24 protein-coding genes are annotated in these 26069 nt (G+C 62.7%); 10 read left to right on the top strand and 14 right to left on the bottom strand.

Annotation, left to right across the window (positions count from 1 at the left end):
- Window positions 1-49 precede the first annotated feature (49 nt).
- The 3 genes from RX328_RS03790 to RX328_RS03780 are packed head-to-tail and all read left to right on the top strand — an operon-like array spanning window position 50 to window position 2995.
- On the top strand, window positions 50-1714 hold the full coding sequence (locus RX328_RS03790) for a methanol/ethanol family PQQ-dependent dehydrogenase (RefSeq protein ID WP_213248743.1): 1665 nt from the start codon (window positions 50-52) through the stop codon (window positions 1712-1714).
- Window positions 1715-1727: 13 nt separating this feature from the next.
- Complete coding sequence (locus tag RX328_RS03785; protein ID WP_409410746.1) at window positions 1728-2078, top strand: c-type cytochrome; 351 nt, start codon at window positions 1728-1730, stop codon at window positions 2076-2078.
- Window positions 2075-2995: a substrate-binding periplasmic protein gene (locus tag RX328_RS03780; protein ID WP_213248745.1), complete on the top strand. Its 921-nt coding sequence runs from the start codon at window positions 2075-2077 to the stop codon at window positions 2993-2995. Before RX328_RS03785 ends, RX328_RS03780 begins: the two co-directional genes overlap by 4 nt.
- Window positions 2996-3230: 235 nt before the next feature.
- On the opposite strand, the gene RX328_RS03775 is transcribed toward RX328_RS03780, so the two are convergent.
- The 6 genes from RX328_RS03775 to RX328_RS03750 all read right to left on the bottom strand — a co-directional run bounded on the left by RX328_RS03775 (window position 3231) and on the right by RX328_RS03750 (window position 10099).
- Window positions 3231-4430, bottom strand: coding sequence for an ABC transporter substrate-binding protein (locus RX328_RS03775; protein ID WP_213248747.1), 1200 nt, complete (start codon window positions 4428-4430; stop codon window positions 3231-3233).
- Between the two features lie 92 nt (window positions 4431-4522).
- Window positions 4523-6361, bottom strand: coding sequence for an AMP-dependent synthetase/ligase (locus RX328_RS03770; RefSeq protein WP_213248749.1), 1839 nt, complete (start codon window positions 6359-6361; stop codon window positions 4523-4525).
- Window positions 6362-6527: 166 nt separating this feature from the next.
- Window positions 6528-7307 carry an ABC transporter ATP-binding protein gene (locus RX328_RS03765; protein WP_213248751.1) on the bottom strand — a complete coding sequence of 260 codons (780 nt, stop codon included), beginning with the start codon at window positions 7305-7307 and terminating at the stop codon, window positions 6528-6530.
- A 10-nt stretch (window positions 7308-7317) separates the two neighbouring features.
- A complete protein-coding gene (locus tag RX328_RS03760; protein WP_213248753.1) occupies window positions 7318-8076 on the bottom strand; it encodes an ABC transporter ATP-binding protein in 759 nt (252 codons plus the stop codon).
- Complete coding sequence (locus tag RX328_RS03755; RefSeq protein ID WP_213248755.1) at window positions 8073-9224, bottom strand: branched-chain amino acid ABC transporter permease; 1152 nt, start codon at window positions 9222-9224, stop codon at window positions 8073-8075. Before RX328_RS03755 ends, RX328_RS03760 begins: the two co-directional genes overlap by 4 nt.
- Window positions 9224-10099: a branched-chain amino acid ABC transporter permease gene (locus tag RX328_RS03750; protein ID WP_213248757.1), complete on the bottom strand. Its 876-nt coding sequence runs from the start codon at window positions 10097-10099 to the stop codon at window positions 9224-9226. Before RX328_RS03750 ends, RX328_RS03755 begins: the two co-directional genes overlap by 1 nt.
- A gap of 288 nt (window positions 10100-10387) precedes the next feature.
- On the opposite strand from RX328_RS03750, the gene RX328_RS03745 reads away from it, so the two are divergent.
- Complete coding sequence (locus RX328_RS03745) at window positions 10388-11140, top strand: ABC transporter ATP-binding protein (RefSeq protein WP_213248759.1); 753 nt, start codon at window positions 10388-10390, stop codon at window positions 11138-11140.
- Entirely contained in the window at window positions 11137-12660 is a 1524-nt protein-coding gene (locus tag RX328_RS03740; RefSeq protein WP_213248761.1) for a permease, read from the top strand. The genes RX328_RS03745 and RX328_RS03740 overlap by 4 nt, the downstream gene beginning before the upstream one ends.
- Window positions 12661-12663: 3 nt before the next feature.
- Here the strand turns inward: RX328_RS03740 and RX328_RS03735 are convergent, their stop codons facing one another.
- Together RX328_RS03735 and RX328_RS03730 are read right to left on the bottom strand one after the other, a co-directional pair.
- The gene (locus RX328_RS03735; protein ID WP_213248763.1) at window positions 12664-13629 is read right to left on the bottom strand and encodes a Bug family tripartite tricarboxylate transporter substrate binding protein; all 966 of its coding nucleotides are present in this window, start codon (window positions 13627-13629) and stop codon (window positions 12664-12666) included.
- Window positions 13630-13723: 94 nt separating this feature from the next.
- Window positions 13724-14608, bottom strand: coding sequence for an alpha/beta fold hydrolase (locus RX328_RS03730; RefSeq protein ID WP_409410749.1), 885 nt, complete (start codon window positions 14606-14608; stop codon window positions 13724-13726).
- A 205-nt stretch (window positions 14609-14813) separates the two neighbouring features.
- Between RX328_RS03730 and RX328_RS03725 the strand changes: the two genes are divergently transcribed.
- From RX328_RS03725 to RX328_RS03715, 3 genes are read left to right on the top strand one after another with little or no spacing between them, the layout of a single operon-like run.
- The gene (locus tag RX328_RS03725) at window positions 14814-15632 is read left to right on the top strand and encodes an MBL fold metallo-hydrolase (protein ID WP_213248765.1); all 819 of its coding nucleotides are present in this window, start codon (window positions 14814-14816) and stop codon (window positions 15630-15632) included.
- 44 nt (window positions 15633-15676) lie between these two features.
- Complete coding sequence (locus tag RX328_RS03720; protein ID WP_213248767.1) at window positions 15677-16678, top strand: alpha/beta fold hydrolase; 1002 nt, start codon at window positions 15677-15679, stop codon at window positions 16676-16678.
- 54 nt (window positions 16679-16732) lie between these two features.
- The gene (locus tag RX328_RS03715; RefSeq protein WP_213248768.1) at window positions 16733-17785 is read left to right on the top strand and encodes an amidohydrolase family protein; all 1053 of its coding nucleotides are present in this window, start codon (window positions 16733-16735) and stop codon (window positions 17783-17785) included.
- Here the strand turns inward: RX328_RS03715 and RX328_RS03710 are convergent, their stop codons facing one another.
- The 3 genes from RX328_RS03710 to RX328_RS03700 form a co-directional block, all read right to left on the bottom strand.
- Window positions 17786-19042 (bottom strand): aminopeptidase, encoded by a 1257-nt coding sequence (locus RX328_RS03710; protein ID WP_213248770.1) that lies wholly within the window; start codon window positions 19040-19042, stop codon window positions 17786-17788.
- Window positions 19043-19251: 209 nt separating this feature from the next.
- Window positions 19252-19539 (bottom strand): DUF1330 domain-containing protein, encoded by a 288-nt coding sequence (locus tag RX328_RS03705; RefSeq protein WP_213248772.1) that lies wholly within the window; start codon window positions 19537-19539, stop codon window positions 19252-19254.
- 56 nt (window positions 19540-19595) lie between these two features.
- Window positions 19596-21467, bottom strand: a complete 1872-nt coding sequence (locus RX328_RS03700; RefSeq protein ID WP_213248774.1) for a DEAD/DEAH box helicase — start codon at window positions 21465-21467, stop codon at window positions 19596-19598.
- Window positions 21468-21770: 303 nt separating this feature from the next.
- On the opposite strand from RX328_RS03700, the gene RX328_RS03695 reads away from it, so the two are divergent.
- Complete coding sequence (locus tag RX328_RS03695; RefSeq protein ID WP_213248776.1) at window positions 21771-22487, top strand: DNA-3-methyladenine glycosylase I; 717 nt, start codon at window positions 21771-21773, stop codon at window positions 22485-22487.
- Between the two features lie 36 nt (window positions 22488-22523).
- Here the strand turns inward: RX328_RS03695 and RX328_RS03690 are convergent, their stop codons facing one another.
- Window positions 22524-23756: a rhodanese-like domain-containing protein gene (locus RX328_RS03690; protein WP_213248778.1), complete on the bottom strand. Its 1233-nt coding sequence runs from the start codon at window positions 23754-23756 to the stop codon at window positions 22524-22526.
- A 59-nt stretch (window positions 23757-23815) separates the two neighbouring features.
- Between RX328_RS03690 and RX328_RS03685 the strand changes: the two genes are divergently transcribed.
- Window positions 23816-24739, top strand: coding sequence for a LysR substrate-binding domain-containing protein (locus tag RX328_RS03685; protein ID WP_213248779.1), 924 nt, complete (start codon window positions 23816-23818; stop codon window positions 24737-24739).
- A gap of 131 nt (window positions 24740-24870) precedes the next feature.
- On the opposite strand, the gene RX328_RS03680 is transcribed toward RX328_RS03685, so the two are convergent.
- Together RX328_RS03680 and RX328_RS03675 are read right to left on the bottom strand one after the other, a co-directional pair.
- Window positions 24871-25470, bottom strand: a complete 600-nt coding sequence (locus tag RX328_RS03680) for a thiamine pyrophosphate-dependent enzyme (RefSeq protein ID WP_213248780.1) — start codon at window positions 25468-25470, stop codon at window positions 24871-24873.
- Window positions 25467-26033, bottom strand: coding sequence for a thiamine pyrophosphate-binding protein (locus RX328_RS03675; protein WP_213248781.1), 567 nt, complete (start codon window positions 26031-26033; stop codon window positions 25467-25469). Before RX328_RS03675 ends, RX328_RS03680 begins: the two co-directional genes overlap by 4 nt.
- Between the last annotated feature and the right edge of the window lie 36 nt (window positions 26034-26069).

The following is a 26069-nucleotide window of genomic DNA, read 5'->3' as shown; positions in this document are numbered from 1 at the left end:
TCACAGTGCCAGCAAATAGGCGCGCAGGAAATTCATTGGGAGGGACCGCATGAGAAGCATTGCGTTTGCAGCAAGCCTAGTCATTCTTGCGCCGCTCGGTGCAAGCGCTCAGACGACCGAACAATTGGTCAAGGGAGCGACCGACACAGCCAACGTTCTCAATTACGGTATGGGCTATCATCTGCAGCGGTTCAGTCCGCTTACGCAGATCAACAAGGATAATGTAAAGAACCTGGTGCCGGTGTGGAACTACAGCTTCGCAGATGATCGAAGCGCGCAGTCGCAGCCGCTGGTATACCAAGGCGTCATCTACGTCACCAGTCACAACGCCACGATGGCGGTTGACGCAAAGACCGGCAAGCAGATCTGGAAGACGAAGGTCGAATACCCGGCAGAGACGCCGCGCATCGTGTGTTGCGGCATCATCAACCGTGGCGGTGCGATTTTTAACGGCAAGCTTTTCCGCACCACGCTCGACGCCCATGTCATTGCGCTCGACATGAAGACAGGCAAGGAGCTGTGGCGTCAGAAAGCGGCCGACTTCAAGGAAGGCTACTCGATGACGGTGGCGCCGCTCGTCGCCGACGGCGTCGTCATCACCGGCATTTCCGGCGCGGAGTTCGGGACGCGCGGGTTCATCGATGGTTATGATCCAGAGACGGGCAAGCGCCTGTGGCGAACCCACACGATACCCAGCCCCGAGGAGCCCGGCGGCGACACCTGGAAAGGCGACACCTGGAAGCTCGGTGGCGGATCGACCTGGATCACCGGCTCCTACGATCCTGAACTGAACACGGTGTATTGGGGCGTCGGCAACCCGGGCCCATTCAATGCGGCGGTGCGTCCCGGCGACAATCTCTACACCTGCGCGGTCCTCGCGCTCGAGCCGAAGACAGGCAAGATCAAATGGCATTATCAGTTCTCGCCGAACAATCCGTTCGATTATGACGCGGTCGCCGAGATGGTGCTTGCCGACATGACAATCGAAGGCAAGCCCACCAAGGCTCTGATGAATGCCAACCGCAACGGTTTCTTCTACGTCCTTGATCGGACGAACGGGAAACTGCTCGCGGCCAATCCCTATGTGAAGGTGAACTGGGCCTCAGGCATCGACATGAAGACTGGCCGGCCGATTGAGACCGACGTCTCCAAGGATGCCCGCGAAGGCAAGAAGGTTACGGTTCATCCGTCGATTCTCGGCGGCAAGAACTGGGAGCCGATGTCGTACAATCCGCAGACCGGCCTTGCCTACGCCAATACGCTCAACTTCGGCGGCAACTACAAGGCCGAGCCAGCCGTCTACAAACAAGGCGAATGGTATCTCGGCATGGACCTGACCGATATCTGGGCGTGGCCTGACGGACCGCGCGGCCATCTCAAGGCCATCGATCCCATGACCGGAAAGGCAAAGTGGGAAGTGCCGAGCGATATACCGCGCTTCTCTGGCGTGCTGTCGACGGCCGGCGGGGTCGTGTTCTCCGGCCAGTTGACCGGCGAGTTTGACGCCTTTGACGCCAACGACGGCAAGAAGCTGTGGAGCTTCCAGACCGGCTCGGGCATCGAGGGACAACCGGTGACCTGGCAACAGGACGGTGTTCAGTATATCGCCGTCACCAGCGGCTATGGCGGCGTCTATTCGATCTTCTCCGGCGATGAGCGGCTTGCTAAAGTGCCTACAGGCGGCTCCCTGTGGTTATTCGCGATAAAGAACTGATCGCGGAACGCGAATGACGAATACAATACGGAAGTGGATGGCGGCGTCTCTTGCCGCCATCGCGGTGGCAGCTATCGCGTGGATGACGATGCCGGCCACCGCACAGCAACAAGCCGCCATCGATCAGGCGCTGATCGGTCCCGGCAGGACCGCTTATGCGCAGAAATGCGGGCACTGCCATGGTCCCAACATGGTCACTGCCGGCACGGTCGCACCCGACTTGCGCGCATTCCCGGACGACAACGAGCGTTTCACCACGACGGTGAAGCAGGGCAAGAACAACATGCCGCCCTGGAAGGACATTCTGAGCGATCAGGAGATTACGGAGATCTGGGCCTTTGTATCGAGCCGGAGGAATCGATGAAGCGCCGGCTCGCAGTCGCTGCCGTGCTCCTTGCGACGGCGACGACAGCGCGCGCGGCTGAAGATCCGCTGAAGGTCTGTCTCGACGAGAACCTGCCTCCACTCTCGATGCATCAGCGTGGAAAGCCCGACAGCGGGTTCGACGTCGCGCTTGCGCGGGCTGTTGCCGGCCGCCTCGGCCGACCGCTCAAGATCCAATGGTTCGAAAGCAAGCTCGACGAAAGCTCGAGCCCGGCGCTCGAAGCCAATGCCTTGCTCTCCGACGGCCGCTGCGCGCTGGTCGGCAGCTATGCCCTTACCAAGGACGCGCTTGCGGTACCCGGCGTCAAGACGGCGAAGCTGCCGGATTTCGAGGGCGCCACCCGCGACGACCGCCGCCGCCGGGCGCCGGTCGGCGTGCTTGCGCCGAGCCAGCCCTATGTTTACTCGCCGCTGACCGTCGTGCTCGGTGAGAAGGCGCGCGGCCGCAAGATCTCCGGCATCGGCGATCTCGCCGGGCTACGCATTGCGATTGAAAGCGGCACGTTGGCCGATGCTATCCTGATGACGTTTGAAAAGGGACGGCTGATCGACAACATTACGCATCTGGTTCCGGGACGAGACGACCTGCTGGGCGCGCTCAATCGCGGTGACTTCGATGCGACATTGCTCGACCTGCGCCGTTTCGATGCCCACCGCGCCGCCCATCCGGACACCAAGCTCACAGCATCCGGATATTATTATCCCATCGGCGTTAACAGGGGCTATGTCGGCCTCGCCAGCGATCCGGCTCTCATCGCTGCGGTCAACCAGGCGCTCTCTGATCTGCAGGCGGCAGGAACCATAGCCGATCTCGCCAAGGCGGCTGGCCTCACCTATCTGCCGCCCGTTGAACCGGCAATCCTCGGCGACCAGTTGCAGAAGGTACTTCAGCAATAGCGGCGAGCCGCGTGTCGCAGTCGAACGCCTGTTTTCCCTCTGCGACAAAGGAATGTGAACTCCGTGCATTGGCTTCGACGTGACGACATCATCCCGGGGCGCGCGCTAGCGCGAACCCGAGATCTCGAGATTCCGGGCCTAGTCCTTCGGACCATCCCGGAATGACAGCACAAAAAACTAAGGGCTGCGCGATCGTCTCGCGCAGCCCCTGGTCATTGCGCTTAGAGCGAAGCGCTCAGAACATCAGGCCTTCCTTGACCAGCACCCAGCGGCCGTTCTTGATCTGCTGGACCTGGGTGATGGTGTTGGCGAGATGGTCGGTCTTGGAGAACTTGGTCGGCGGCGAGTTGAAGATGTCGCGGAACTGCTCACCGGATTCCAGCGCATCCATCATCTTCTTGCCGGTCAGATCCTTGCCAGCCTTCTCGGCATAGAACGCAAACGTCATCATGGCGTTGTAGCCGATGATCGCCTGGGTGTTGGCGTCGGTGCCGAACATCTTCTTGTAGTTGGTCAGCCAATCCTTGACCTTGCCCTTTGCCGTGTCCTCGTACGGGATTTCGAAGCCGGACGCGGCGTAGAGGCCTTCGACGGCGTCCTTGCCGAGCGCCGGCACTTCCAGCACGTTGGTCGGCGTGGCACCGAGGAAGGTCACGTCCCATCCGAGCTTCTTGGCTTCGCCCATCGCGCCGATGGTTTCGCGAATAACCGTGCCGAGCACGACCATATCACAGCCGTCGGCTTTCATCTTCGCGACCTGCGCGCTGAAATCGGAGGCGCCGCGCTTGTAGCTGGTGACCGAGGCTGGTTCCAGCTTCATCGCTTTGACCTGCTGGTTGAAACCGTCAAGGACGTTCTTTCCGTACTCGTCGTCCTGATACATGATGCAGGGCTTCTTGAAGTTCTTCGCTTCGATCATGTATTTGACGGCGGCGCGCGTGCTTTCGACGTAGGGCAGCAGATTGTTGAACTTCAGCCTTTCCTGCGGCTTCGCCGGATCGAACTTGAAGGTGAATTCTGCCGCCGTCAGCGGGAATAGCTGCAGCACGCCTGCATCGAACAGGATATCCTGCGACGCCAGCACCGTCGGCGAGCCCATCGGACCGACCATGGCGAAGACCTTGTCGCGCTCGACCATCTTCTGCGACGCCAGCACGGCGCGCTTCGGATCGTAGCCGCTGTCCTCCAGGATCAACTTGATCTTGCGGCCGTGGATGCCGCCGGCGGCATTGATCTCTTCCACCGCCATCTTCATGCCGTTGGAAACCGGCACGCCCCAGACCTTGATCGGACCGGACAGGTCCTGATGGGTGCCGACGACGATCTCGGTGGCCGAGATGCCTTGATCGGTAATCTTGGTCTGGGCTGCGACCGGCAGTTGCGTCAGCACAAGGGCGCTCACCGCAAGGCCCAGCGCCTTGAACGATTTCGACATTGCAGTCTCCTCTTCGTTTGGCCCGTGTTGAGCGAAGGGGTGGGGCCTTCTCAGTCCTTCGCCGTTTTCAAATATTTTGGTTCCAAATATCGCTATGCCACCGCCTTCTCGCGATACATCGCCTCGATCTCGGCCGCATAACGCTTGTTCACGAAGCTGCGCTTCAGCTTCATGGTCGGCGTCAGCTCCTCGTCCTCGGGCGTGAGCTGACGCTCGATCAGGTAGAACTTCTTGATGGTTTCGACGCGCGCGAAGTTGGCGTTGACCGCCTCGATCTCGCGCTGGATCAGGTCCTGGATTTCCTGCGCCCGGCACAGGCTGGCATAATTGGTGAAGGGAATGTCGTGGTCCTGCGCGTATTTTTCGACGTTCTCCTGGTCGATCATGACGAGGCAGGTCAAGTACGGCCGCTTGTCGCCGATCACCACAGCATCCGAAACGTACGGCGAGAATTTTAGCTGGTTCTCGATCTCAGACGGCGTGATGTTCTTACCGCCCGAGGTGATGATGATGTCCTTCATCCGGTCAGTGATCTTGACGAAGCCTTCATTGTCGATCGAGCCGACGTCGCCGGTGTGCAGCCATCCCTTGGCGTCGATGGTCTCGGCGGTTTTCTCCGGCTGGTTCAGATAGCCCATGAACAGGAAATCACCGCGGATCAGGATCTCGCCCTGCGGCGATATCGCAACCTCCCCCCACGGCGCTGCCTTGCCGACCGAGCCGAGCTTGATGCGATCGGGCGGCATGATGGTCGCGACGCCGCAATTCTCGGTCTGGCCGTAGACTTCGCGCATGTCGAGGCCGAGCGCGAGATACCAGCGGATCAGGTCAGGCGCGATCGGGGCCGCGCCGGTAAACGCCAGCCGGCACCGATCGAGGCCGAGCATGCGGCGGATGTTGCGGAACACAAGCCAATAGGCGGCGCGGTTGGCGAGTCGCAAGGACAGTGGCGGCGTATCTCCCTGCAGCTTGTACTCGGTCATCCGATTGCCGATGGCGAGCGCGTTGCGGTACATCCAGTTCTGGAACGTGGTTGCGTCCTTCAGCGCGATCGTGATTCCGGAATAAAACTTTTCCCAGATCCTCGGCACCGCGAGGAAGGCAGTCGGCTGCACCTCGCGCAGATTGTCCGGCACGGTCTCCGGGCTTTCGGCGAAATTCATCACCGATCCCAGCGCCAGCGAGACGTAGTAGCCGCCGATTCGCTCGGCGACATGGCAGAGCGGCAGGAACACCAGCCGTTCCTCGGAATCCGTCGATGGAAACAGATCGTTGGCGTGGCGCATCTGATGCGTCACGCTGCGGTTGGAATGCATGGCGCCCTTGGGTGGGCCGGTAGTCCCCGAGGTATAAACGAGGATGGCGAGATCGCCTGCGCTGCGGCTTCCGATCATCTCGTCCCACAGCGCCTCGTTGCCTTGCGCGTGGTTGCGGCCGAGCGCCATGAATTCAGCGAGCGACAGCACCATCGGGTCGCTGAAACCGTGGAGGCCTTCCATGTCGAACACGACGATCTTCTGCAGCGTCGGGCAACGCGAACGGCAGGCGAGGATCTTGTCGAGCTGCTCCTCGTCCTCGGCGAAGATTACCTTTGTCGAGGAATCGTTGATCAGATACTCAACCTGCGACGAGGAGTCGGTCGGATAGATGCCGGATGAAACGCCGCCGGCGCAGAGAATGCCCATGTCGGCATAGACCCATTCCGGGACGGCGTTGGCGATGATCGAGGCGACGTCCCCCGGCCGGAACCCGCTGGCATGCAGACCATAGGCCACGTCCTTGGAGATCTGCAGCCACTCGCGCCAACTGGTCGGCTGCCAGATGCCGAATTTCTTCTCGCGGATCGCCGGCCGGTCGCCGCGCGTTTCCACGGACAGCAAGAAGCTCTTCGCGATCGTGTCGGCGACTGTCAGCACTGCCGGCCTGGCCATGCTCATCTCCTCCCTGTGTCGCCTGCTTCCGGTGCCGGTATTTGGACCGGTCTTGGTTTTCGAAGCAGGGCTCGAATTTAGCTCTAACTCGTTCTAAACGCCATGCTTTTGACTGTGACGGTTAACGCCAGGTCTTCTAACGCCAAGTCTTTTAAAACCAAGTCTTCTACCGCCAGGTCTTCTTCTTTTTCCAGCGCCGTTCGCCGCGGGCGCCCTCTTCCTTGGCGCCGAGATAGAATTCCTGGATGTCCTTTGAATTCATCAGGCGGTCGCAGGTGTCGTTCATCACGACCCGGCCGATTTCCAGTACGTAGCCGTAATGCGCCGTCTCCAGCGCGACCTTGGCGTTCTGCTCGACCAGCAGGATCGACATGCCCTGCTCCTCGTTGACGCGCTTGATGATAGTGAAGATCTCCCTCACCAGGATCGGCGACAGGCCGAGCGAGGGCTCGTCTAGAAGTAGCAGGGTCGGCCGGTTCATCAGCGCCCGACCGATCGCCAGCATCTGCTGCTCGCCGCCGGAGAGCTGCCCGGCCGGCTGGTTGATGCGCTCCTTCAGCCGCGGGAAATAGCCGTAGACGCGCTCGAGGTCCTCGGCGACGCCGTCGCGATCCTTGCGCGGATAGGCGCCCATCATCAGATTTTCGCGCACCGAGAGGAACGGAAACACCTCGCGCCCCTCCGGCACGTGGCTTAAACCCAGCCGCACTATCTTGTCGGCCTCCATGCGCTGGATCGGTTTGCCTAAGAATTCGATTGTACCCTTTTGCGGATCGAGAATGCCGGAGATGGTCTTGAGCACCGTGGTCTTGCCGGCGCCGTTGGCGCCGAGCAGGGTGACAATGCGGCCGCGCGGCACCTCCAGGCTGATGCCGCGGATGGCCATGATCGGCCCGTAATAGCTCTCGATATTGCTGAGCTTGAGGATGATGTCGGAAGCGCTCATGGCATCATCCTCATGCGCCGAGATAGGCGGCAACGACGTCGGGATGGCGCTGCACCTCGGACGGCGAGCCCATCGCGAGCACACGGCCATAGTTGAGCGCAATCACGCGGTCGGAGACGCGATTGACCAGCGTCATGTCGTGCTCGACCATCAAGACGGTGATGCCGAGCTCGGTCTTCATGTCGCGGATCCAGAACGACATGTCCTCGGTCTCCTCGACATTGAGTCCCGACGACGGCTCGTCCAGCAGGATCAGCTTCGGCTCGGTACACAGCGCGCGCGCCAGCTCGATCACCTTGCGGACACCGTAAGGGAGCCCCGAGATCAGCTTGTCACGATAGGCTTCGAGGTCGAGAAATTCGATCACCTGCTCGACGCGGCGGCGATGCATCTTTTCGCCGGCGCGCACGCTCGGCAGGAACAACAGCTCCTGCCAGAGCCGCGTGGCGGAGTGGCGGTGCCGGCCGACCAAGAGGTTGCTCAGCATGGTCGCATTCTCGAACAGTTCGATGTTCTGGAAGGTGCGGGCGATGCCAAGCCCTGCAATCTCGTAGGCCGGCTGATTGGTAATGTCCTGGTCCTCGAAGAAGATCCTGCCTGAGGTCGGCGGGTAGATGCGCGAGATCAGGTTGAAGATTGAACTCTTCCCGGCGCCGTTCGGGCCGATGATCGAGAGGATCTCGCCCTTCTCGACCGCGAAGCTGACGGAATCGACCGCCTTCAGACCGCCGAAGTGCAGGGACAGGTTTTCCGCACGGAAATAGCTCATCGGTTCCGCTCCGATTTCACGTAGATCTTCTGGCGTTTGAAGGTGGCGCGCTTGTAGAGCGGGAAGAGCTGGAAGAAGAGTTTTATCTTCAGCCAGCGGCCGTAGAGACCGAGCGGCTCGAACAGCACGAACAGCACGATGATCACCCCGTAGATGGCGCCCTTCAGGCCGTTGGCGGATGCAATGGCGGCGACATTGCTATGAATTTTTCCGGCCGTAATGCTGTCGGCGCCGAAGGTTGCGGCAATTCCGGCGATAATGACGGGCAGGTCATCCTTCAGGTAAGTCAGGAACGGATCTATCATAACCAGGAAGATCGCGCCGAGCACCGCGCCGTGCAGGCTGAAGATGCCGCCGATCAGGATCACGATGATGAACTCGATCGAGAGCTGCAGCGTGAACATTTCCGGACTGATGAAGGACATTTTGTGCGCAAACAGCACGCCGGCAAATCCCGTGATGGCCGCGCTGATCGCAAACGACTTCACCTTGTAGAGCGAGACGTTGACGCCCATGCTGCGCGCCGCGGTTTCGCTGTCGCGGATTGCGACGAAGGCGCGGCCAGTCGGCGAACGCAGCAGATTGAGCGTGCCGACGATGGTCAGGATCAACACGCCAAGGCAGAGAAAATAGAATGTCGGGCCGTCGCGCGGCACCACGGCGCCGAACAAGCTCAAAGTCTTGACCCGCATGCCCTCGTTGCCGTGGGTCACCGTCTCCCAGCGTGCCAGGATTTCCTCGACGATGAAGCCAAAGGAAATCGTCGCAATGACCAGGTAGATGCCCTGCAGCCGCAGCGCCGGGAAACCGACCAGCGCACCGACCACGCCGGTGATCAGGCCGGCGGCCAGGAAGTAGACCGGAAACGGGACGTTGTATTGCTGCAGATAACCCGCCGTGTAGGCACCGATCGCCAGAAATGCGGCATGGCCGAGCGAGGCCTGTCCGGTGAAGCCGGTGAGAATCATCAGCCCGACACCCACAGTGGCGTAGATGCAGACGAACACGAGCTGGCTGACCAGGTAACTCGAAAGCACGAAAGGCGCGATCGCCAAGAATGCCAGCAGGATACCGTAGGAAACGATATAGCCGCTGTGCGGAAACAGTTTGATGTCGTCTTCGTAATCCGTCTTGAAGAGAAAACGCATTAGACCTTCTTCCGCATGTGAACACCGAACAGGCCTTCGGGCTTGAGCAGCAGCACCACCAGAAGGACGATGTAGGGCGCGACGTCCTTCCAGCCCTGCGGCAGATAGAAGCCGGCCATGCTCTCGATCACGCCGATCAGCACGCCTCCGACCACGGCGCCGGGGATCGAGCCGAAGCCGCCGAGCACAGCGGCGGGAAATGCTTTCAGGCCCAGCACCAGGCCGACATTGGAGTGAATGAAGGTGATCGGCGCCAGCAGCACGCCGGCGGCGGTCGCGACCGCCGCAGCGATCGCCCACACGATCGACACCACACGCTTGACCGGAATGCCCATGTAGTAGGCAGCGAGCATGTTCTCCGAACTGGCGCGCATCGCGGTGCCGAGCGTGGTGCGGTTGAAGAACAGGTACAACAGCGCGCAGAGGATGATGGTGGCGGCGATCACTGAGAGCTTGTCGTATGCCAGCACCAGTGAACCAATCCGCAGCACGCCGTCGCTGAACGGCGTCTCGATCTTGAAATCGTCGGTGCCCCAGATCATGCCGACCACGGAGCGCAGGAAGTATCCGAGCCCGATCGTTGCCATGATGATTGAAAACTGCGGATAGCCGAGGATCGGACGCACCACCACGCGTTCGGCCAGCATGCCGAACAGAGCCATGGCTGCTACCGCGCCGGCGAATCCAAGCCAGTAATTAAGGCCGAGCATGCCGATGAATGTGAAGGCGAAGAATCCGCCCAGCATCATCAAATCGCCTTGGGCGAAGTTGATAACCTCGGTTGCCTTGTAAATGAGCACGAAGCCGAGTGCGATCAGGCCATAGACGCAGCCGAGCGCGATGCCACTCACCAGCTGCTGAACGAAGTCCAGCATCATTTCCCTCCCCGATGCCGGGCGATTCTGTCGATCGCCTCTTTCGCATCTTGTGTCTACACGCTGCCGGGCATCGACGATGCCTGCAGCCGCATATGTCCCGTTGCATTGAGCCCAAAGCGCCGACCGCTGTCAACAAAGCGCTGCGAGCGGCGCCGTTAACAATTGCGGAGAAATGCCGCAGCCCGGGAAGTTGCGGGGTTTAGCGCGATTTGGTCCACCAGATTCACCGCGCCGAAAGTTCTTCGGTTCATTGTCCGCGACGAACAACTGGACCGTTCCGAAATCATGAAAGCGGATGTATCGGCGCTCGAGGTGCGAGGGTTAACGAAGCGTTTTGACCGCCCGGCGGTCGATGCGCTCGACCTCACCGTTCGCACCGGCGAGTTCTATGCCCTGCTCGGCCCCAACGGCGCCGGCAAGACCACGACCTTGCGCATGGTCGCCGGTCTGCTGCGGCCCGACGCCGGCGCTGTCTCGATACTGGGCATCGATGCGCTTGCCGATCCCGTCGCTGCCAAGCAGATCATGGCCTGGGTTTCCGACGAGCCCATGATCTACGACAAGCTGACGCCGCTGGAATATCTCGAATTCGTCGCCGGCCTCTGGGGCATCGCTTCAGCGGTTTCCGTAAATTCCGCTCACCAGCTTCTGGCGTCGCTTGGACTGGAGCCGCATCTCCACGAACGCTGCGAGGGATTTTCCAAGGGCATGCGGCAGAAGGTGGCGCTCGCCGGCGCACTGGTTCACGATCCCCGGCTGATTATCCTGGATGAGCCGCTGACCGGGCTCGACGCGCTGTCGGCGCGGCATGTCAAAGGATTGCTGCAGGAGCGCGTCCGCTCCGGCTGCACGGTGATCATGACGACGCACATTCTCGAAGTCGCCGAGCGGATGGCCGACCGGATCGGCGTCATCGCCGCGGGACGGCTGGTGGCCGAGGGTACGCTCAGCGAACTGCGCCAGCAGAATGGCCGCGGCGACACCAGCCTCGAAGACATGTTCATCGCGCTCGTCGACGCCGACGCGGCCGCCGCATGAGCTCGGCCGCCGCGCTCACCTGGTTTGCCCGGCACGAAATCCGGCTGGCCTGGCGCGAATGGCTGGCCATGATGACCGGCAGCCGCGGCAAGCGAAAGCGCGCCATCATCGCCCTGGTCGTGTTCGCCGCCATCATGCATTTGCCGGCCTATGCGGTGATCGGCCGCTTCGCCGATCTGCATGCCCCGCTCGGCAAGCCCGAACTGATCGTCATCACCGCGACCATCTTTCTCGCCTGGGCCTTGATGCTGTCGCAGGCGATCGAATCGGTGACGCGGGTGTTTTACGCCCGCGCCGATCTCGACCTCCTGATGTCGTCACCGGCGAACCTCGCCAACGTGTTCTCGGTGCGGATCGCGGCGATCGCGCTGTCCGTCATCGGAATGGCGCTGCTATTGTCGACGCCCTTTGTCGACGTTCTCGTGATCGGCGGCGGCGCGCGCTGGCTCTCGGCGTTCGGCGTCGTCGTCGCCATTGGCCTTTCGGCTGCAGCGGTAGCGATCGCGATCACCGTGCTGCTGTTCAGGCTGATCGGCCCGAGCCGCACCCGCCTCGTCGCACAGATCGTGGCCGCCGTCATCGGCGCCGGCTTCGTCATCGCGCTGCAGGTCGCGGCCATCCTTTCCTACGGCACGTTGTCTCGTTTTGCAGTGCTGACCTCCGATGCCGCTTCAGTCTATGCGCCTGATCTCGACAGTCCGCTGTGGTGGCCGGCGCGTGCGGCGATCGGCGACGGCATGGTGCTGTCATGGCTCCTGGCCGGCGGGCTCCTGCTGCTCGGCGCCGTGATGGCGGTCTTTTCGCCGCGATTTGCCGATACCGTCGTCCGTGTCGCCGCAACCACGCGCGCTGTCCGTTGCGGGCCGCGCCCGACGGCATTTCGCGGCGGCTCGCGGCAGCGGGCGCTGCGCACCAAGGAATTCCTGCTGCTGCGGCGCGACCCGTGGCTGCTGTCGCAAAGCCTGATGCAACTGCTCTATCTGGTGCCGCCGGCCCTGATGCTGTGGCGAAGTTTTTCCGAAAGCTCTAACGCGATCGTGCTGATCACGCCCGTCATCGTTATGGCGGCGGGCCAGCTTGCCGGCGGCCTCGCATGGCTGACGATATCAGGAGAAGATGCCGCCGACCTGGTCGCAACCGCACCGCTGCCGCCCTCGCGCGTGATCCGCGCCAAACTCGAGGTGGTGCTGATCGCCATCGGCGCCATCTTCACGCCGCTGATCGCAGCCCTTGCGTTTGCCTCCGTGACGCAGGCGATCGTCACCGCGCTCGGCGTCATTATCGCCACCGTCTCCGCCGCTGCGATCCAGCTCTGGTTCCGCGTGCAGGCCAAACGCAGCCAGTTCCGCCGCCGCCAGACTTCGTCGCGACTGGCGACATTCGCAGAAGCCTTCTGCTCAATCGGCTGGGCTGCGACTGCAGCCCTTGCCGTCACGATCCCAATCGCCGCCGTGATCAGCGGCGCGCTGACCGCCGGGATTCTGGCCGCGACGTGGAAGATCAGCCCGCGGCGGGGATGAGCCCTACTGCTTCTCCAGCCCTGCCCGCTCGATCACATCGCCCCAGCGTTTGATCTCCTTCTCGATGAAGGGAATCATCTCGGCCTTCTGCAACGTCATCGGGCGGGTGCCGACCTTTTCGAAATGCGTGCGCACGCGTTGCGACGTCAGCGCCGCGTGCGCGGCTTCCGCCAGTCTGTCGACCACCGCCGCGGGCGTGCCGGCGGGCACCATGATCGAGGACCAGCTCTGGGTGGTCATGTCCTTCATGCCGAGTTCGGCCATCGTCGGCACGTTCGGAAACGCACGCAGGCGTTCCGGCGCGGTGGTCGCCAGCAGCTTCAGCTTGCCGGCCTCGATATGGGGGCCGACCGAAACCGGATAATCGAACATCACGTCGACGCGCCCTGCGATCATGTCGTTCAATGCCGGCGCGCTGCCCCGGTAGGGCACATGCTGCATCTCGATGCCGGCAACCGTCTTGAACAACTCGGCGACCAAATGCGTGGCGGTGCCGACGCCGGAAGAGGAGAACGTCACCTTGCCCGGATTCTGTTTGGCATAGGCGATGAACTCCGGCACCGAATTATATGGCGCACCGTGATAGGCCACGAACAGGTTCGGGCTTTCTCCGACCAGATGCACCGGCAGGAAATTCGTGAGCGGATCATACGATAGGCTTTTGCGCAGTGTGACATTGGCCGCCATGGTGCCCTGCGTGCCGTAGATCATCGTGTAGCCATCGGGTTTTGAGCGCGCCACCTGCTCGGTGCCGACGGTGCCGCCACCACCGGCCCGGTTATCGATCACGACGGACTGGCCGAGCGTCCTCGACATTTCCTCGGCCACGATGCGCGACGTCGTGTCGGTGATGCCGCCCGGTGCGAACGGCACGACCCAGGTGATCGGACGGTTGGGGAATTCCTCGGCTGAAGCCGGTGTGAGTGCCAAAGATGCAAGCCAGATCGCAACGACGTGACGCTTTGCCATGGTGTTCCGCCCCACGAAATTTCGTCCTTCTTGGAGGACTTGTGCAGGGAAGATGACCGCTTTCGAAGCAGCTTGCCATGCGGCAAAGTTCGACTTATCCGCGAACCAGCTCCATCACAGCCGCAGCAAAAGCTTCCGGCGCTTCCTGCGGCAGATTGTGCCCGACGCGCGGCACCACGCGATGGACGCGGCGGCCGGTGAATTTCGACGCGCTGGCAGCACCATCGCTCGCGGGCGCCACGCCATCGTCGGCGCCGTCCAGCGTGATCGACGGCACGGTGATCGGAGGCAGCGTTGCCAGCCTGCGCTGGATGTCGGCATATTGCGGATCGCCCTCAGCCAGACCAAAGCGGTGGCGATAACTGTGGATCACCACATCAACGTAATCGGGATTGTCGTGAGCGCTCGCGGTCCGCTCGAAGCAGGCCTCCTCGAACGACCAGTTCGGCGACCACTGCGTCCACAATATTCGGGCGATCTCGCGCCGGTTGGCTGCAAGGCCGGCGCGGCCGCGCTCGAGCTGGAAGTAGTACTGGTACCACAGCGCCACCTCGCGTTCGGGGCGCATTGGCATCATCGCGTTGGCAATATCCTGGATCAGATAGGAATTGACACAGACGAGCCCGAGGCAGCGCTCCGGCCATAAGGCGGCGCCGACGCAGGCCGCCCGTCCACCCCAGTCATAGCCGGCGAACACGGCGCGGCTTATGTCGAGCGCATCCATCAGCGCCATCATGTCGGCGCCGACCGCCGCCTGCTCGCCCGAGCGCGGCGTTGCGGCATCGCGAAACCGGGTCGGGCCATAGCCACGCAGATAGGGAACAATGACACGGCAGCCTTGCGCGGCCAATTGCGGCGCAACGTCGACATAGGAGTGAATGTCATAAGGGAAGCCATGCATGAGCATCACGGCGGGGCCATCTGCCGGGCCTGCCTCGTAATAGGCGATGCTGAGCGGGCCGGCATTGACCTGGCGCAGCGGCTCCAACCGCTTCGATGATGGGGCAGGCGCAGCGGGGGCGTTTTCGGTCAAGACGAACTCCCTGGTTGGTTTTCACCATATGACAGGGCCGCCTGCCGATGAAGTGATTGCAGCGCAGGGCTGAGCGTGAATGTCATCATGACGGCTGCAAAATTCGGCGATACAGTGTCGCCCACGGTCTTCACCGCTGACGGGTCATGCCATGTTGCGATCCCTTGCCACAGCCCTCGCCTTCCTCGGTTCGCTGATCGTCCCGGCGGCCGCCCAGCAGCAGCCTTTACGCAGCGAGTGCCTCGCGATGGCGAACGCGCCGCCACGCGCCGTTCCGGTCGGCTTGCGCCGTACCGCCGCCAAAGTGGAAGAGGTCGCGATTACCTATGTCGGACACTCCACCTATTACATCGACACGCCCGGTGGCGTGCGGATCGGGACCGATTTCAACGGTGCCTACCGAACGGGGCGGCTTCCCGACGTCGTCACCATGAACCGCGCGCACTCGACCCACTACACATTATTTCCAGATCCAAAAATTACGCACGTCCTGCATGGCTGGGGCGAGAACGGACAGGCGGCGCATATCTCAACACGCGTCCGCGACGTTTATATTCGCAACGTGCCGACCGACATCCGCCGCTACTATGGCGAGGGCTCAAGCGGGGGTATGATCAAGGACGGCAACTCGATCTTCATCTTCGAAGTCGCCGGCCTCTGCATCGGCCATCTCGGACATCTGCATCACAAACTCGACGAGACGCATTTTGCGGCGATCGGCCGGCTCGACATCGTGATGGTACCGATCGACGGCACCTATACGATGTCGCTCGACGGCGTTTCCGACATCACCCGGCGGCTGCGTTCCTCCATCGTGCTGCCGATGCACCGTTTCGCCACACCGCTCGAGGAATTCATGCGCCTGATCGGGCAGCAGTTCCAGATCGATCAGCGGAGCGAGCGGACCCTGAAGATTTCGCGCGACACGCTGCCCGGCACGCCGACGGTGATCATTCTGGAAGGGGTGTGACGCGGCGCAAATGTGCTTTCGGAATCGAAGCAAGGAGGAGAAACTTGAGCGGACCGACGCAGCGGATCATCGAGAGCAACGGCATTCGCCTCAACATCGCCGAGCAGGGCGAGGGGCCGCCGGTGATCCTGTGCCACGGATTTCCGGAATCCTGGTATTCCTGGCGCCATCAACTCTCCGCGCTGGCCGCAGCGGGTTTCCACGCGGTGGCGCCGGACATGCGCGGCTACGGCAAGAGCGATCGGCCGGAGGCAATCGATCAATACACGATCTTCCATCTGATCGGTGACCTGATAGGGTTGCTCGATGCCCTCGAAGTGCCGACCGCCGTTGTCGTCGGCCACGACTGGGGAGCGCACATTGCCTGGCAGGCGGCGCGCCTGCGCCCCGACCGCTTCCGCGCCGTTGCAAGCCTCAGCGTACCGCTTCGGCCGCGCGGCCCTACGCGCCCGACCAGCGTGATGCCGCAGACCGCGGACGCGCAGTTCTACCAACTGTATTTCCAGCAGCCCGGCGTGGCCGAGGCGGAGATGGAGCGGGATCCGCGGGCTTGGGTGCTGAACTCGCTTTATGGCGCGTCGGGCGAAGGCGCCGCGGCATTTCGCGCGGCCGCAGCCCGCGGCGAGAAAACAGGAACCCCCGACATGGTGCCGCGCAACGGCAGTTGGTTGCGCGAAGCTGCGCCCCCGCCGAAATTGCCTGCATGGCTCAGCGACGCGGACGTTGATTTTTATGCCGAAGAATTCAAACGTACTGGCTTCCGCGGTCCGCTCAACTATTACCGCAACATCGATCGCAATTGGGAACTCATGGCGGCGTTTGCAGGCGTCACGGTAAACGTCCCCGCGCTCTTTATCGCTGGCGACCACGACATGGTGGTGGCTGCTCCCCCTGGCATGGACCAGCATATCGCCAACCTCCGGCAAATCGTCACGACGCTGCGTGACGTGCGCATACTTCCTGGCTGTGGGCATTGGACCCAGCAGGAGCGCCCAAGCGAGGTCAATGCCGCGATCATCGATTTCATACGCGGCCTGCCGGGCTGACAGTGTGGCCAACGGAAGGTCACGCCAACAATAAATCGAAGGGAGCGAAAATTCATGGCCGCCAGCACCGCACCCGCCTCCAGAAGCGGGCTCTACGTCGATCCGCGCGAAGACTGGCTGGCGCAGCACACCGAAGAGATCATCGATCCCGCCCGCCCGATCGTCGATCCGCATCACCATCTCTGGGACCGCGGCGGCCTGCGCTACATGATCGAGGAGATGGCTACAGACATCGCCTCCGGTCATAACATTATCGCGACCGTTTATGTCGATTGCCGCTCGATGTACCGCGCGCAAGGGCCGGAAGCGTTTCGCCCGGTCGGCGAGGTCGAGTTCGCCAATGGCGTTGCGGCGATGGCGGCGAGCGGCGGCTATGGCAAGGCTGCGATCTGCGCCGGCATCGTCAGCCACGTCAACCTGCTGCTCGGCGACGGCGCGAAGGGCGTGCTGGAAGCGGAGATCGCTGCCGGCAACGGCCGCTTCCGCGGCATCCGCCATTCCTCGGCCTGGGATGCCGATCCCAACGTCGCCGGTATGTATGCGACGCGGCCGCCGGGGCTGTTACGCGACAGCACGTTCCGCAGGGGCTTTGCCTGCCTCACACCATTGGGCCTGAGCTTCGACGCCTGGCTGTTTCATCCGCAGATCGGCGAACTCACCGATCTCGCCCGCGCCTTTCCCGACACCAAAATCGTGCTCGATCACTGCGGCGGCCCGGTCGGCATCGGCCGCTTTGCCGGGCGGCGCGAGGAAGTGTTCCCGGAATGGAAGGCTTCGATCCAGGAAATCGCGCGATGCGAAAATGTCGTCGTCAAGCTCGGCGGGCTCGCGATGTGCCTGCTCGGCTACGACTTTCACCTGCGCCCAAAGCCGCCGTCTTCGGAACAGGCCGCCACCGCGTGGCGTCCCTATATCGAAACCTGCATCGAGGCCTTTGGACCCGATCGATGCATGTTCGAAAGCAATTTTCCGCCTGATAAAGGTCAGTGCAGCTATCAGGTGATCTTCAACGCCTTCAAGCGGCTCGCCGCGCAGTACAGCGAAGCCGAGAAGACCGCGCTGTTTTCGAAGACGGCGACCAACTTCTACAAGCTCGAGCTGGGCTGATTACGCCCACTCGCCTTTGCGGAATACCGGCACGCGGCTTCCGTCGGCGTGAATGCCGTCGATGTCGGTTTCGGCCGATCCGATCATCCAGTCGATGTGAATGAGGCTCTTGTTGCCGCCCTGGGCCGCAATCTGTTCTGGCGTCAGCTTGTCGCCGCCGACGAAGCACTTCGAGTAGCACTGGCCGAGCGCGATGTGGGAGGCGGCGTTCTCGTCGAACAGCGTGTTGAAGAACAACAGCCCGCTCTTGGAAATCGGCGAGGAATGCGGCACCAGCGCCACTTCACCGAGACGCGCCGCGCCCTCGTCGGTGTCGAGCACCTTCTTCAGCACCTCTTCGCCGCGCGAGGCTCTTGCCTCGGCGATGCGGCCTTCCTCGAACCTGACCGCGATGTTGTCGATCAGCGTGCCCTGATAGGACAGCGGCTTGGAGGAGACGACATGGCCGCTGACGCGCCGGCAATGCGGCGTGGTGAAGACTTCCTCGGTCGGGATATTGGCGTTGCAGGCGATGCCGTTCTTCGCGGTCGAGGCACCGCCCTCCCATTCGTGGCCGTCGGCGAGCCCGATCGTCAGATCGGTGCCCGGGCCGGAATACTTCAGCGCATGGAAGCGCTGGCCGTTCAGCCATTCGGTCCGCTCGCGCAGCACGGCATTGTGTTTTTCCCAGGCGGCGACGGCGCCATCCTGATCGACGCGGGACGCTGCAAAAATCGCATCCGCCAGTTTTGCCACCGCGACGTCCTCGGAGACATCAGGAAAAACCTGTTTGGCCCAGGACGGACTCGGATAGGCGATGATGTTCCAGTTGGTATCGAAATTGACGATCTTCTCCAGCGCCGGCTGATAGGCGATCGAATTGGCCTTGCTGGCGCGCGCCACTTTCACCGGATCCTCGCCCGACAGCAGCATCGGATTGTCCCCGACGATGGCCAGGCGCGCGGTGTTGGCGCCGAATGCCTTCGCCATGCCCTCATAGAGCCAGCCGGCGGCACGATCGAATCCGTCGTTATGGCCGTAGCGGTAGCGCGCCAGCGTGATCGCCTCGTCCGACAGGAGTGGGGTCACCAGACCCGCGCCGGCCTTGTAGGCATGTACGGCAATCCGGCGCACCAGCGGCAGCGCGACCGAAGGCGCGGTCAGCAGCAGGTCCTGCCCCGGCTGCAGCCGCAAGCCGACCTTGACAGCCACTTCGGCGAGGCGGTCGAGCTTTACGGGATCAATCGAGACGGAGGCGTTGCGCTCTAGTGCGGTCATGATTCTTTCGGCCAATGCTGAAGGATTTTTAAGGCTTCGCAAGCTTCGGCATGATGACGCAATCATGTCCAAGCGAGCGAGGCGTCTGACAATAGCAATAGCACAAGAATGGTTCGGCGAAAGCCGGCCTCGTTGATGTTCCGGAATGCCATAATGCCTCGCGGGAACCCCCCGGCGCAGATCAAGTCAACGTGGCAAAGGCGGGCATCCTACAAACCCCTTACCGCCAGCACGATGGCATCGGCGCCGGCTTTGCGATCGACCGAGATCTCCTGATACTCCGGGGAATTCTGAAATTCCCTTGCCGAGGCGTCGTCAGGAAATTCCATGATCACGACCTTGTCGCGCGGCCATTCGCCTTCCAGCACGACCGGATGTGCGTCCGCCACCAGCAGCTTGCCCTTGAACTTCTTGAACACGCCCATGAAGCGCGATTGATAGCGGTCGTAGAGTTCGCGGCGGGTGAATTTCAATTGGGCGACGATGTAGACGCTCATGGCGGCTCCTCATTTGCGGGCTCCGCGACGGGCCGTTGAGGTCTCGGTCATGCCGGTCAGCCGCGAAACTTCTTCTTTTTCTTCTTGCCGAATGCAGGCGCCGCGGGCGCCTCGCGCTCGTGCCTCGGTTTTCCGGCGTGAGCCGGCTTGTCCCGATGCGGTTTCTTCCTATCGTAACGCACTTCCTTGTCAAACCCCGCCCGGTCGGAGCTCTTTGCGGTTTTGCCGTGCGGCTTCGGTGTCCATTCCTTTGCGCGAACCTCCTCGCGCTGCGGAGAATTCGTCATCGGCTCGATGCGAATGCTGTCTTCCTTATCGGGACGGCGAACCCTGGCGGCGAAGCGGTCGGCGACGCGCGCGGAAATCTCGAATTCGGTGACGGTATCGAGAATCCGGATGGCGCCGATATCTTCCTTCTTGATGCTGCCGCGGCGGCACAACATCGGCAGCAGCCAGCGCGCTTCGGCATTCTTCTTGCGTCCGATAGCGGCGCTGAACCACACGGTGTCCTCCGTCATGCGGTGGCGTGCGGAAGATTTGGCCGGCTTCGAACCGAGTCCGGACTCGCGATCGGCCCGCTCGTGGGCACGCTCGGCACGAGATTTGATGCGCTCCTCACCGGGATCGACGATGTCCTCGGGCGACGGGAGCCGCGCGCGATAGAGCCGCGCCAGCGCGGCGGCAATTTCTTCCGCCGACCGTTCGGCAAGCAGCGCCTGCGCGAGTGCCAGATCTTCGGGCGTTGTTTCAGCCGCGAGCAGATCGTCCTTCAGCAGCCGCTCCTGATCGAGCTTGCGTATTTCATCCGGCTGCGGCGCCAAGCCCCAGGCCGCGTCGATGCCGGCGAGCTTAAGCAGCATGTCCGCGCGCCGCCGCCGCGCCGGCGGCACCAGCAATATACTGACGCCCTTGCGGCCGGCGCGCCCAGTGCGGCCGGAGCGATGCTGCATGACTTCCGGATCGTTCGGCAGATCGGCATGGATGACGAGGTCGAGGTTCGGCAAATCGATGCCGCGCGCGGCAACGTCGGTCGCAACGCAAACGCGGGCGCGGCCGTCGCGCAACGCCTGCAGCGCCAGCGTTCGCTCGTTCTGGGTCAACTCGCCCGACAGCGCCACCACCGAAAAGCCGCGCTCCAGCAGCGTTGCCTGCAGGTGCCGCACGGCCTCGCGCGTGTTGCAGAACACCAGCGTGCCCGGCGATTCGAAGTAGCGCAGGATATTAACGACGGCGTGTTCGACATCACCAGCGGCGATCCGGATCGCGCGATATTCGATGTCGGCATGGCCGCCTTCGTCGCCCGCGACTTCGACGCGGAAGGCCTCCTGCTGATATTGCTTCGCCAGCGCAATGATGCCGCGCGGAAGGGTGGCCGAGAACAATAGCGTGCGGCGGTCGTCCGGCGTCGCCTGCAGGATGAACTCCATGTCCTCGCGGAAGCCGAGATCGAGCATCTCGTCGGCCTCGTCGAGCACGATCGCCTTCAATTCCGAGACGTCGAGCCGGCCGCGCCGCAGATGGTCGCAAAGCCGCCCCGGCGTGCCGACCACGATATGAGCGCCGGCGGCCAGCTCGCGCTGTTCGCGGCGCGGATCCATGCCGCCGACGCAGGAAACCACGCGCGCGTCCGCGTGCTGATATAGCCAGCCCAGTTCCCGGTGTACCTGAAGCGCGAGCTCACGCGTCGGCGCGACAATCAATGCAAGGGGTGCGGCAGCCCGCTCGAATCGTTCGGCGCCATCCAGCAGGTTCGTTCCAATCGCCAGACCATAGGCGACGGTTTTGCCGGAGCCCGTTTGCGCAGAAACGAGCAGGTCACGGCCGTCAGCGTCGTCGGCCAGCACCGCCGTCTGCACCGGCGTTAGCCGATCGTAGTTGCGTTCCGCCAAAGCTCGGGCGAGCGGCGCATTTGCGGGCAGTAATGTCACGAGATGTCAGACCTTGGTTGGCGTTGTCGGCCAGGAAATATGAAACGGCGCCTCGAACCGAAATGACTCAAAAGCTGCGCATTGACGACGCGCAGCCGCACGGCCTGACGGATTTAAATGAGGTGGGGATGCTTTAGGCGAAATCCAGCCAGGACGCCATCCATTCTTTGTAGATCAGCCGATCACTTCTGCGACGGTTAACCTTCCAGGCTGCCGGCTGGGAATTCCGGGACGATCCGCTACACTGGGGCTTTCCGGGTATTCAGCCGTGGTTTTCAAATTAGCCAGATGGGGCCATGCACCGTGACGGCATTCAAGACCATCCGCGCCCGCACCGAGAAGCGCAAGGGCGGGCCGAAGGCACTCGCCAAGCTGCTGCCGGCCAAGCCGGACCCGAAGGCGCTCGCCAAGCTCGGCGACGACCGAATCTTATCGGAAATGACCAAGCGGGTGTTCTCGGCGGGCTTTGCCTGGAGCGTGATCGAGAACAAATGGCCTGGGTTCGAGAAGGCGTTTCTCGACTTCAAGCCCGGGCCGCTGACGCTGCAGCCGGACGACTTCTGGGACGACCTGATGAAGGACACCCACGTCGTGCGCAACGGCGCCAAGATCATGTCGGTGCGGGCCAATGCCGGCTTCGTCCGGGATATCGCCAAGGAGCACGGTAGTTTCGGCAAGTTCCTTGCGAACTGGCCGTCGTCGGATCAAGCCGGATTGCTGGAACTGCTGGCCAAGCGCGGCAGCCGGCTCGGCGGCAATACCGGGCAGATGATGCTGCGCTTCCTCGGCTGGGACGGATTCGTCACCTCCCGAGACGTGGTGCTGTGTCTGCGCGACGCCGGGCTCGACATTGCAGAGACGGTTACCTCCAAGCGCGATCTCGCAAAGGTGCAGGCGCAGTTCAATGAATGGGCCGAGGAGACCGGCCTTCCTTATGTGCAGCTTTCGCGGATTTGCGCGCTGTCGATCGGCGAGAATTATTCGGCCGAGAAGTTGGCAAGTTTCGGCGCGGATGAATGATGGGTATCGCTTGCGCTCCACCCATCCTACGGGATCTCATATAACGAAAAATCCATGCGTGCCGTCGCGGCGGAGCTGCTCGACGAGGCCGTATTCCCAGTCGAGATAGGCCTGCATTGCGCTTTCCTTGACATCGGTGCCCTCATAGGGACGACGGTAGCGGTGTGACGGGTCGGGCTTTGGGATCAGGCGCGGCGGCCCGATTTCCAGCGTGGCGTCGTAGCCCCCTTCGAGCGCGTAAGTTTCCCAGCCCATCTGCGCCAGCCAGGACGCCGTCATGTCGGCGCGCACGCGCATGTTGTCCGTCAGCACGATACGGGCACCACGCACCGGCGCCGCCATATCGATCTCCTGCACCAACTGCCCGCCGGCGTAATGGCGGAAACCCGCGATATGGCCAGCCGTATATTCCTCCTCCGAGCGGACGTCGAAGCAGTAGAGCGTACGGTTGGCCTGCTCCCGCAACGCCGCCATTTCCTCTGATCCGATATGCCGGACGCCGGCGCGATAGGCAACGTCGCGCGCATTGGTTTCGCCGCCCTCGATGGCGCCGATCTCGCCGCGCCTGTCGCTGCCGTGTTCGAGACTTTGTTTGGCCAGGGTCCAGCCGATGGTACCGTTGCGCAGCGCCCGCACCTCGTTCGCGACGCCGGCATTGATCAGCGACTGGGTCCCGATAATCGAGCGGGTGCGCCCCGCGCAATTGACGATGATAGTAGTCTCGGGATCCGGCGCGGCGCGGCCGGCGCGCAGCACCAGTTCCGCGCCGGGAACGCTGATGGAGCCGGGAATGTTCATGGTGGCGTATTCATCGAAGCGGCGGACATCGAGGATCTGAATGTTGGCGCCGCTCGCAATCAGGGCGCCGACTTCCTCGGCGGCGAGCGAAGGCGTGTGCCGGCGCGACTCGACCAGTTCGCCGAACGCCTTGGCGTAGGAATTGACATCCTCGAACACCTCATAGCCCGCCGACTTCCAGCCCTGCAGCCCGCCGTCGAGCTGGCGGACATTGGTGTAGCCCGACGCGTTCAGGTGATCCGCGGCTGCGCTGACGAGGCCTTCACCAGCGTCATAGATCACGATCGGCACGTCCTTGCGCGGCAGCCGCGTCTCCGCTTCGAGCGCGATCCGGTCGGCCGCCATGTTGGCGGCAAACAGTGGGTGTCCGGTGGCGAAGACGGCCTCATGCCTGACATCGAGCAGCGCGATTTCCTCGCGCAGCAGCAGCGCGGTGCGGACTTGCGAGGGGCTGACTGAGGGTACGGTCATGGACGGAGATTCCGAAAACGGCATATGATCGCTTGCATAATAGGCACCCTGAGCACCCGATGGATCTCAAACAATTGCGGACCTTCCGGGCCGTAGCCGAACTCGGAAGCCTGAGCAAGGCCGCCGACCGGCTGCGTGCTGCTCAGCCGGCGCTCAGCCGGCATATCAAGCTGCTCGAGCACGAGCTTCGCGTCGAGCTGTTCGTGCGCAACGGGCGCGGCATGCTCCTGACCAGCGCGGGCCGGATGCTGCTCGACCGCACCACCGGCCTGATCCGCCAGATCGAGCAGGTCAGCGACGACCTCAAATCGGCGAACGGCAATCCGTCGGGCCGCGTCATCCTTGGGCTGGTGCCGACGGTCAGTGCCGTCCTGTCCGGACGGTTCGCCCGCCACGTCCTCAACGACTTTCCCGACGTCTCGCTGCGCATCGTGGAGAGCTATGGCGGGCACCTGGTCGAGTGGCTGCACCGCGGGGAGATGGACCTCGCGATCATCTATGGTCCGGCGGTCGACCTCCACCTTCAGGTCCAATCGATCGGCCGCGAGGATATCGTCGCGGTCGGGCCGCCAGGATCCGGCTTGAACAAGCGTAAGCAGGTCGATCTGAAGTGGCTGGTGAAGCAGAAGCTGATCCTGCCCAGCATCTCGCATGGCTTGCGGGCGCTCTTGGAAAAGGCGCTGGCGCGCGAAAAGCTGAAGTTAAACGCCATGATCGAGGTCGACTCCTACCGCGCCCAGATCAGCCTGATGGAGGAAGGGCTCGGCTATACGCTGCTGCCGCCCTCAGCGATCCGCACCGAGGTGGCGGCGAACCGCCTGGAGATGGCCGCGGTCAGTCCCGCCGTGTCGCGCGAACTGATTCTGGCCTCGCCGATCGCCCACCCGCCGTCGATCGCAACGACGACGATCGCGACGCTGATCGTGTCCGAGATTCAACAGCTTTCGAAGGAAGGACTCTGGAAGATCAACATGACGGCGTAGCGAGGGGTACGCATTCCCTTTCCGTCATGGCCGGGCTTGTCCCGGCCATCCACGTCTTTGATCCGGCCATGAAGGACGTGGATGCCCGGGACAAGCCCCGGGCATGACGATCTTTGTAGCAATGCCACTCCTCAATTAAACAGCGCGTCGTCTCCCAGCACCGATTGCCGGAAGCGTGTCGTCAGGATCACGCCATCGGCTGGCGGCATTACGAACACCAGCGCCTCGGGATTGATCTTGATCTGCGCAAAGGCCGTTCCGCGGCCTTCATGAACGAGGTCGCGCAGTTCGGTCACTTCAGCCATCGTGCGTACGATGCGGGAGGTGCGGATGCCGCAAGCGGTCGCGATGGCGGCAAGGTCAACGCCGGAGGCGGTGGGCGTCTTCTGCATGCCGGTCTCGCCGAAGCGCTCGTTGTCGAGGACGGCGATCGTGAGATTCTTCGGCGCCTCCACCGCGATCGTGGCGAGCGAGCCGACATTCATCAGCATCTCGCCATCCCCGGTGACGACGAGCACCTTGCGCTTCGGCTGCGCCAAAGCAAGGCCAAGCCCGATCATTGAGGCACCGCCCATCGCGCCCCACAGCGGGAAATTGTTGGGATGGTCGCCGGCGGCCGAGACGTCCCAGTTCGGCGCGCCGAGCCCGGCGACGACGAGAAGCTCGGCGCGGTCGCGCAACAATTCGTTGACGACATCGCGGCGATGCAGAAGCGCGTTCGGATTGCTCATTTGCGGGCAAGCTCCTTGAAATTCTTGGCGCCAAGCACACGCTGGCCGATCAGGACCGCCACCGGCTTCCAGGTATTGAAAGCGAGGTCCGCCGCGCCCTGCACCGCGGAGGCGACGAGATCAGGCTCGTCGACCTTGTTCACGATCACGCCCATGGCTTCAAGCGAGGGACGCGTGCCCTGCCCCATCGGGATCTGCCACGGATTGAACTCGCCCCAGTCGCCGCGCATGGTGACGATCATCAACAGCGGCATATGGCAGATGACCGGCAGCGACAGCATGTTGATGCAGTTGCCGACGCCGCTCGACTGCAACAGCAGCACACCGCGCTCGCCGCCGAGCCACGCACCCGCCAGCATCGCTACGCCCTCTTCCTCCGTCGTCAGGGTGACGACGCGAATCTCGGGATCGGCCTCGAAGGAGCGGATCAGGCGGCTGTGGCCGGCGTCCGGGACCATCGCAACCTGGCGAATGCCGGTGTCCTTGAGCACGCGGTAGATCTCGTCCGGCCACGTCGGCAGCGCCGGTGTGGCCTCGGCGCGTGATTTTGCTGCTTCCGCCATCAGGCTCAATTTCCTCCGCGATTCCCGGGTTGATTG

It is taken from the genome of Bradyrhizobium sp. sBnM-33 (genome assembly GCF_032917945.1).
In the GTDB taxonomy this organism is placed as follows: Bacteria; Pseudomonadota; Alphaproteobacteria; order Rhizobiales; family Xanthobacteraceae; genus Bradyrhizobium.
Note: the sequence above shows the minus strand (reverse complement) of the source record. Positions and strands in the feature narration are given on the sequence as shown.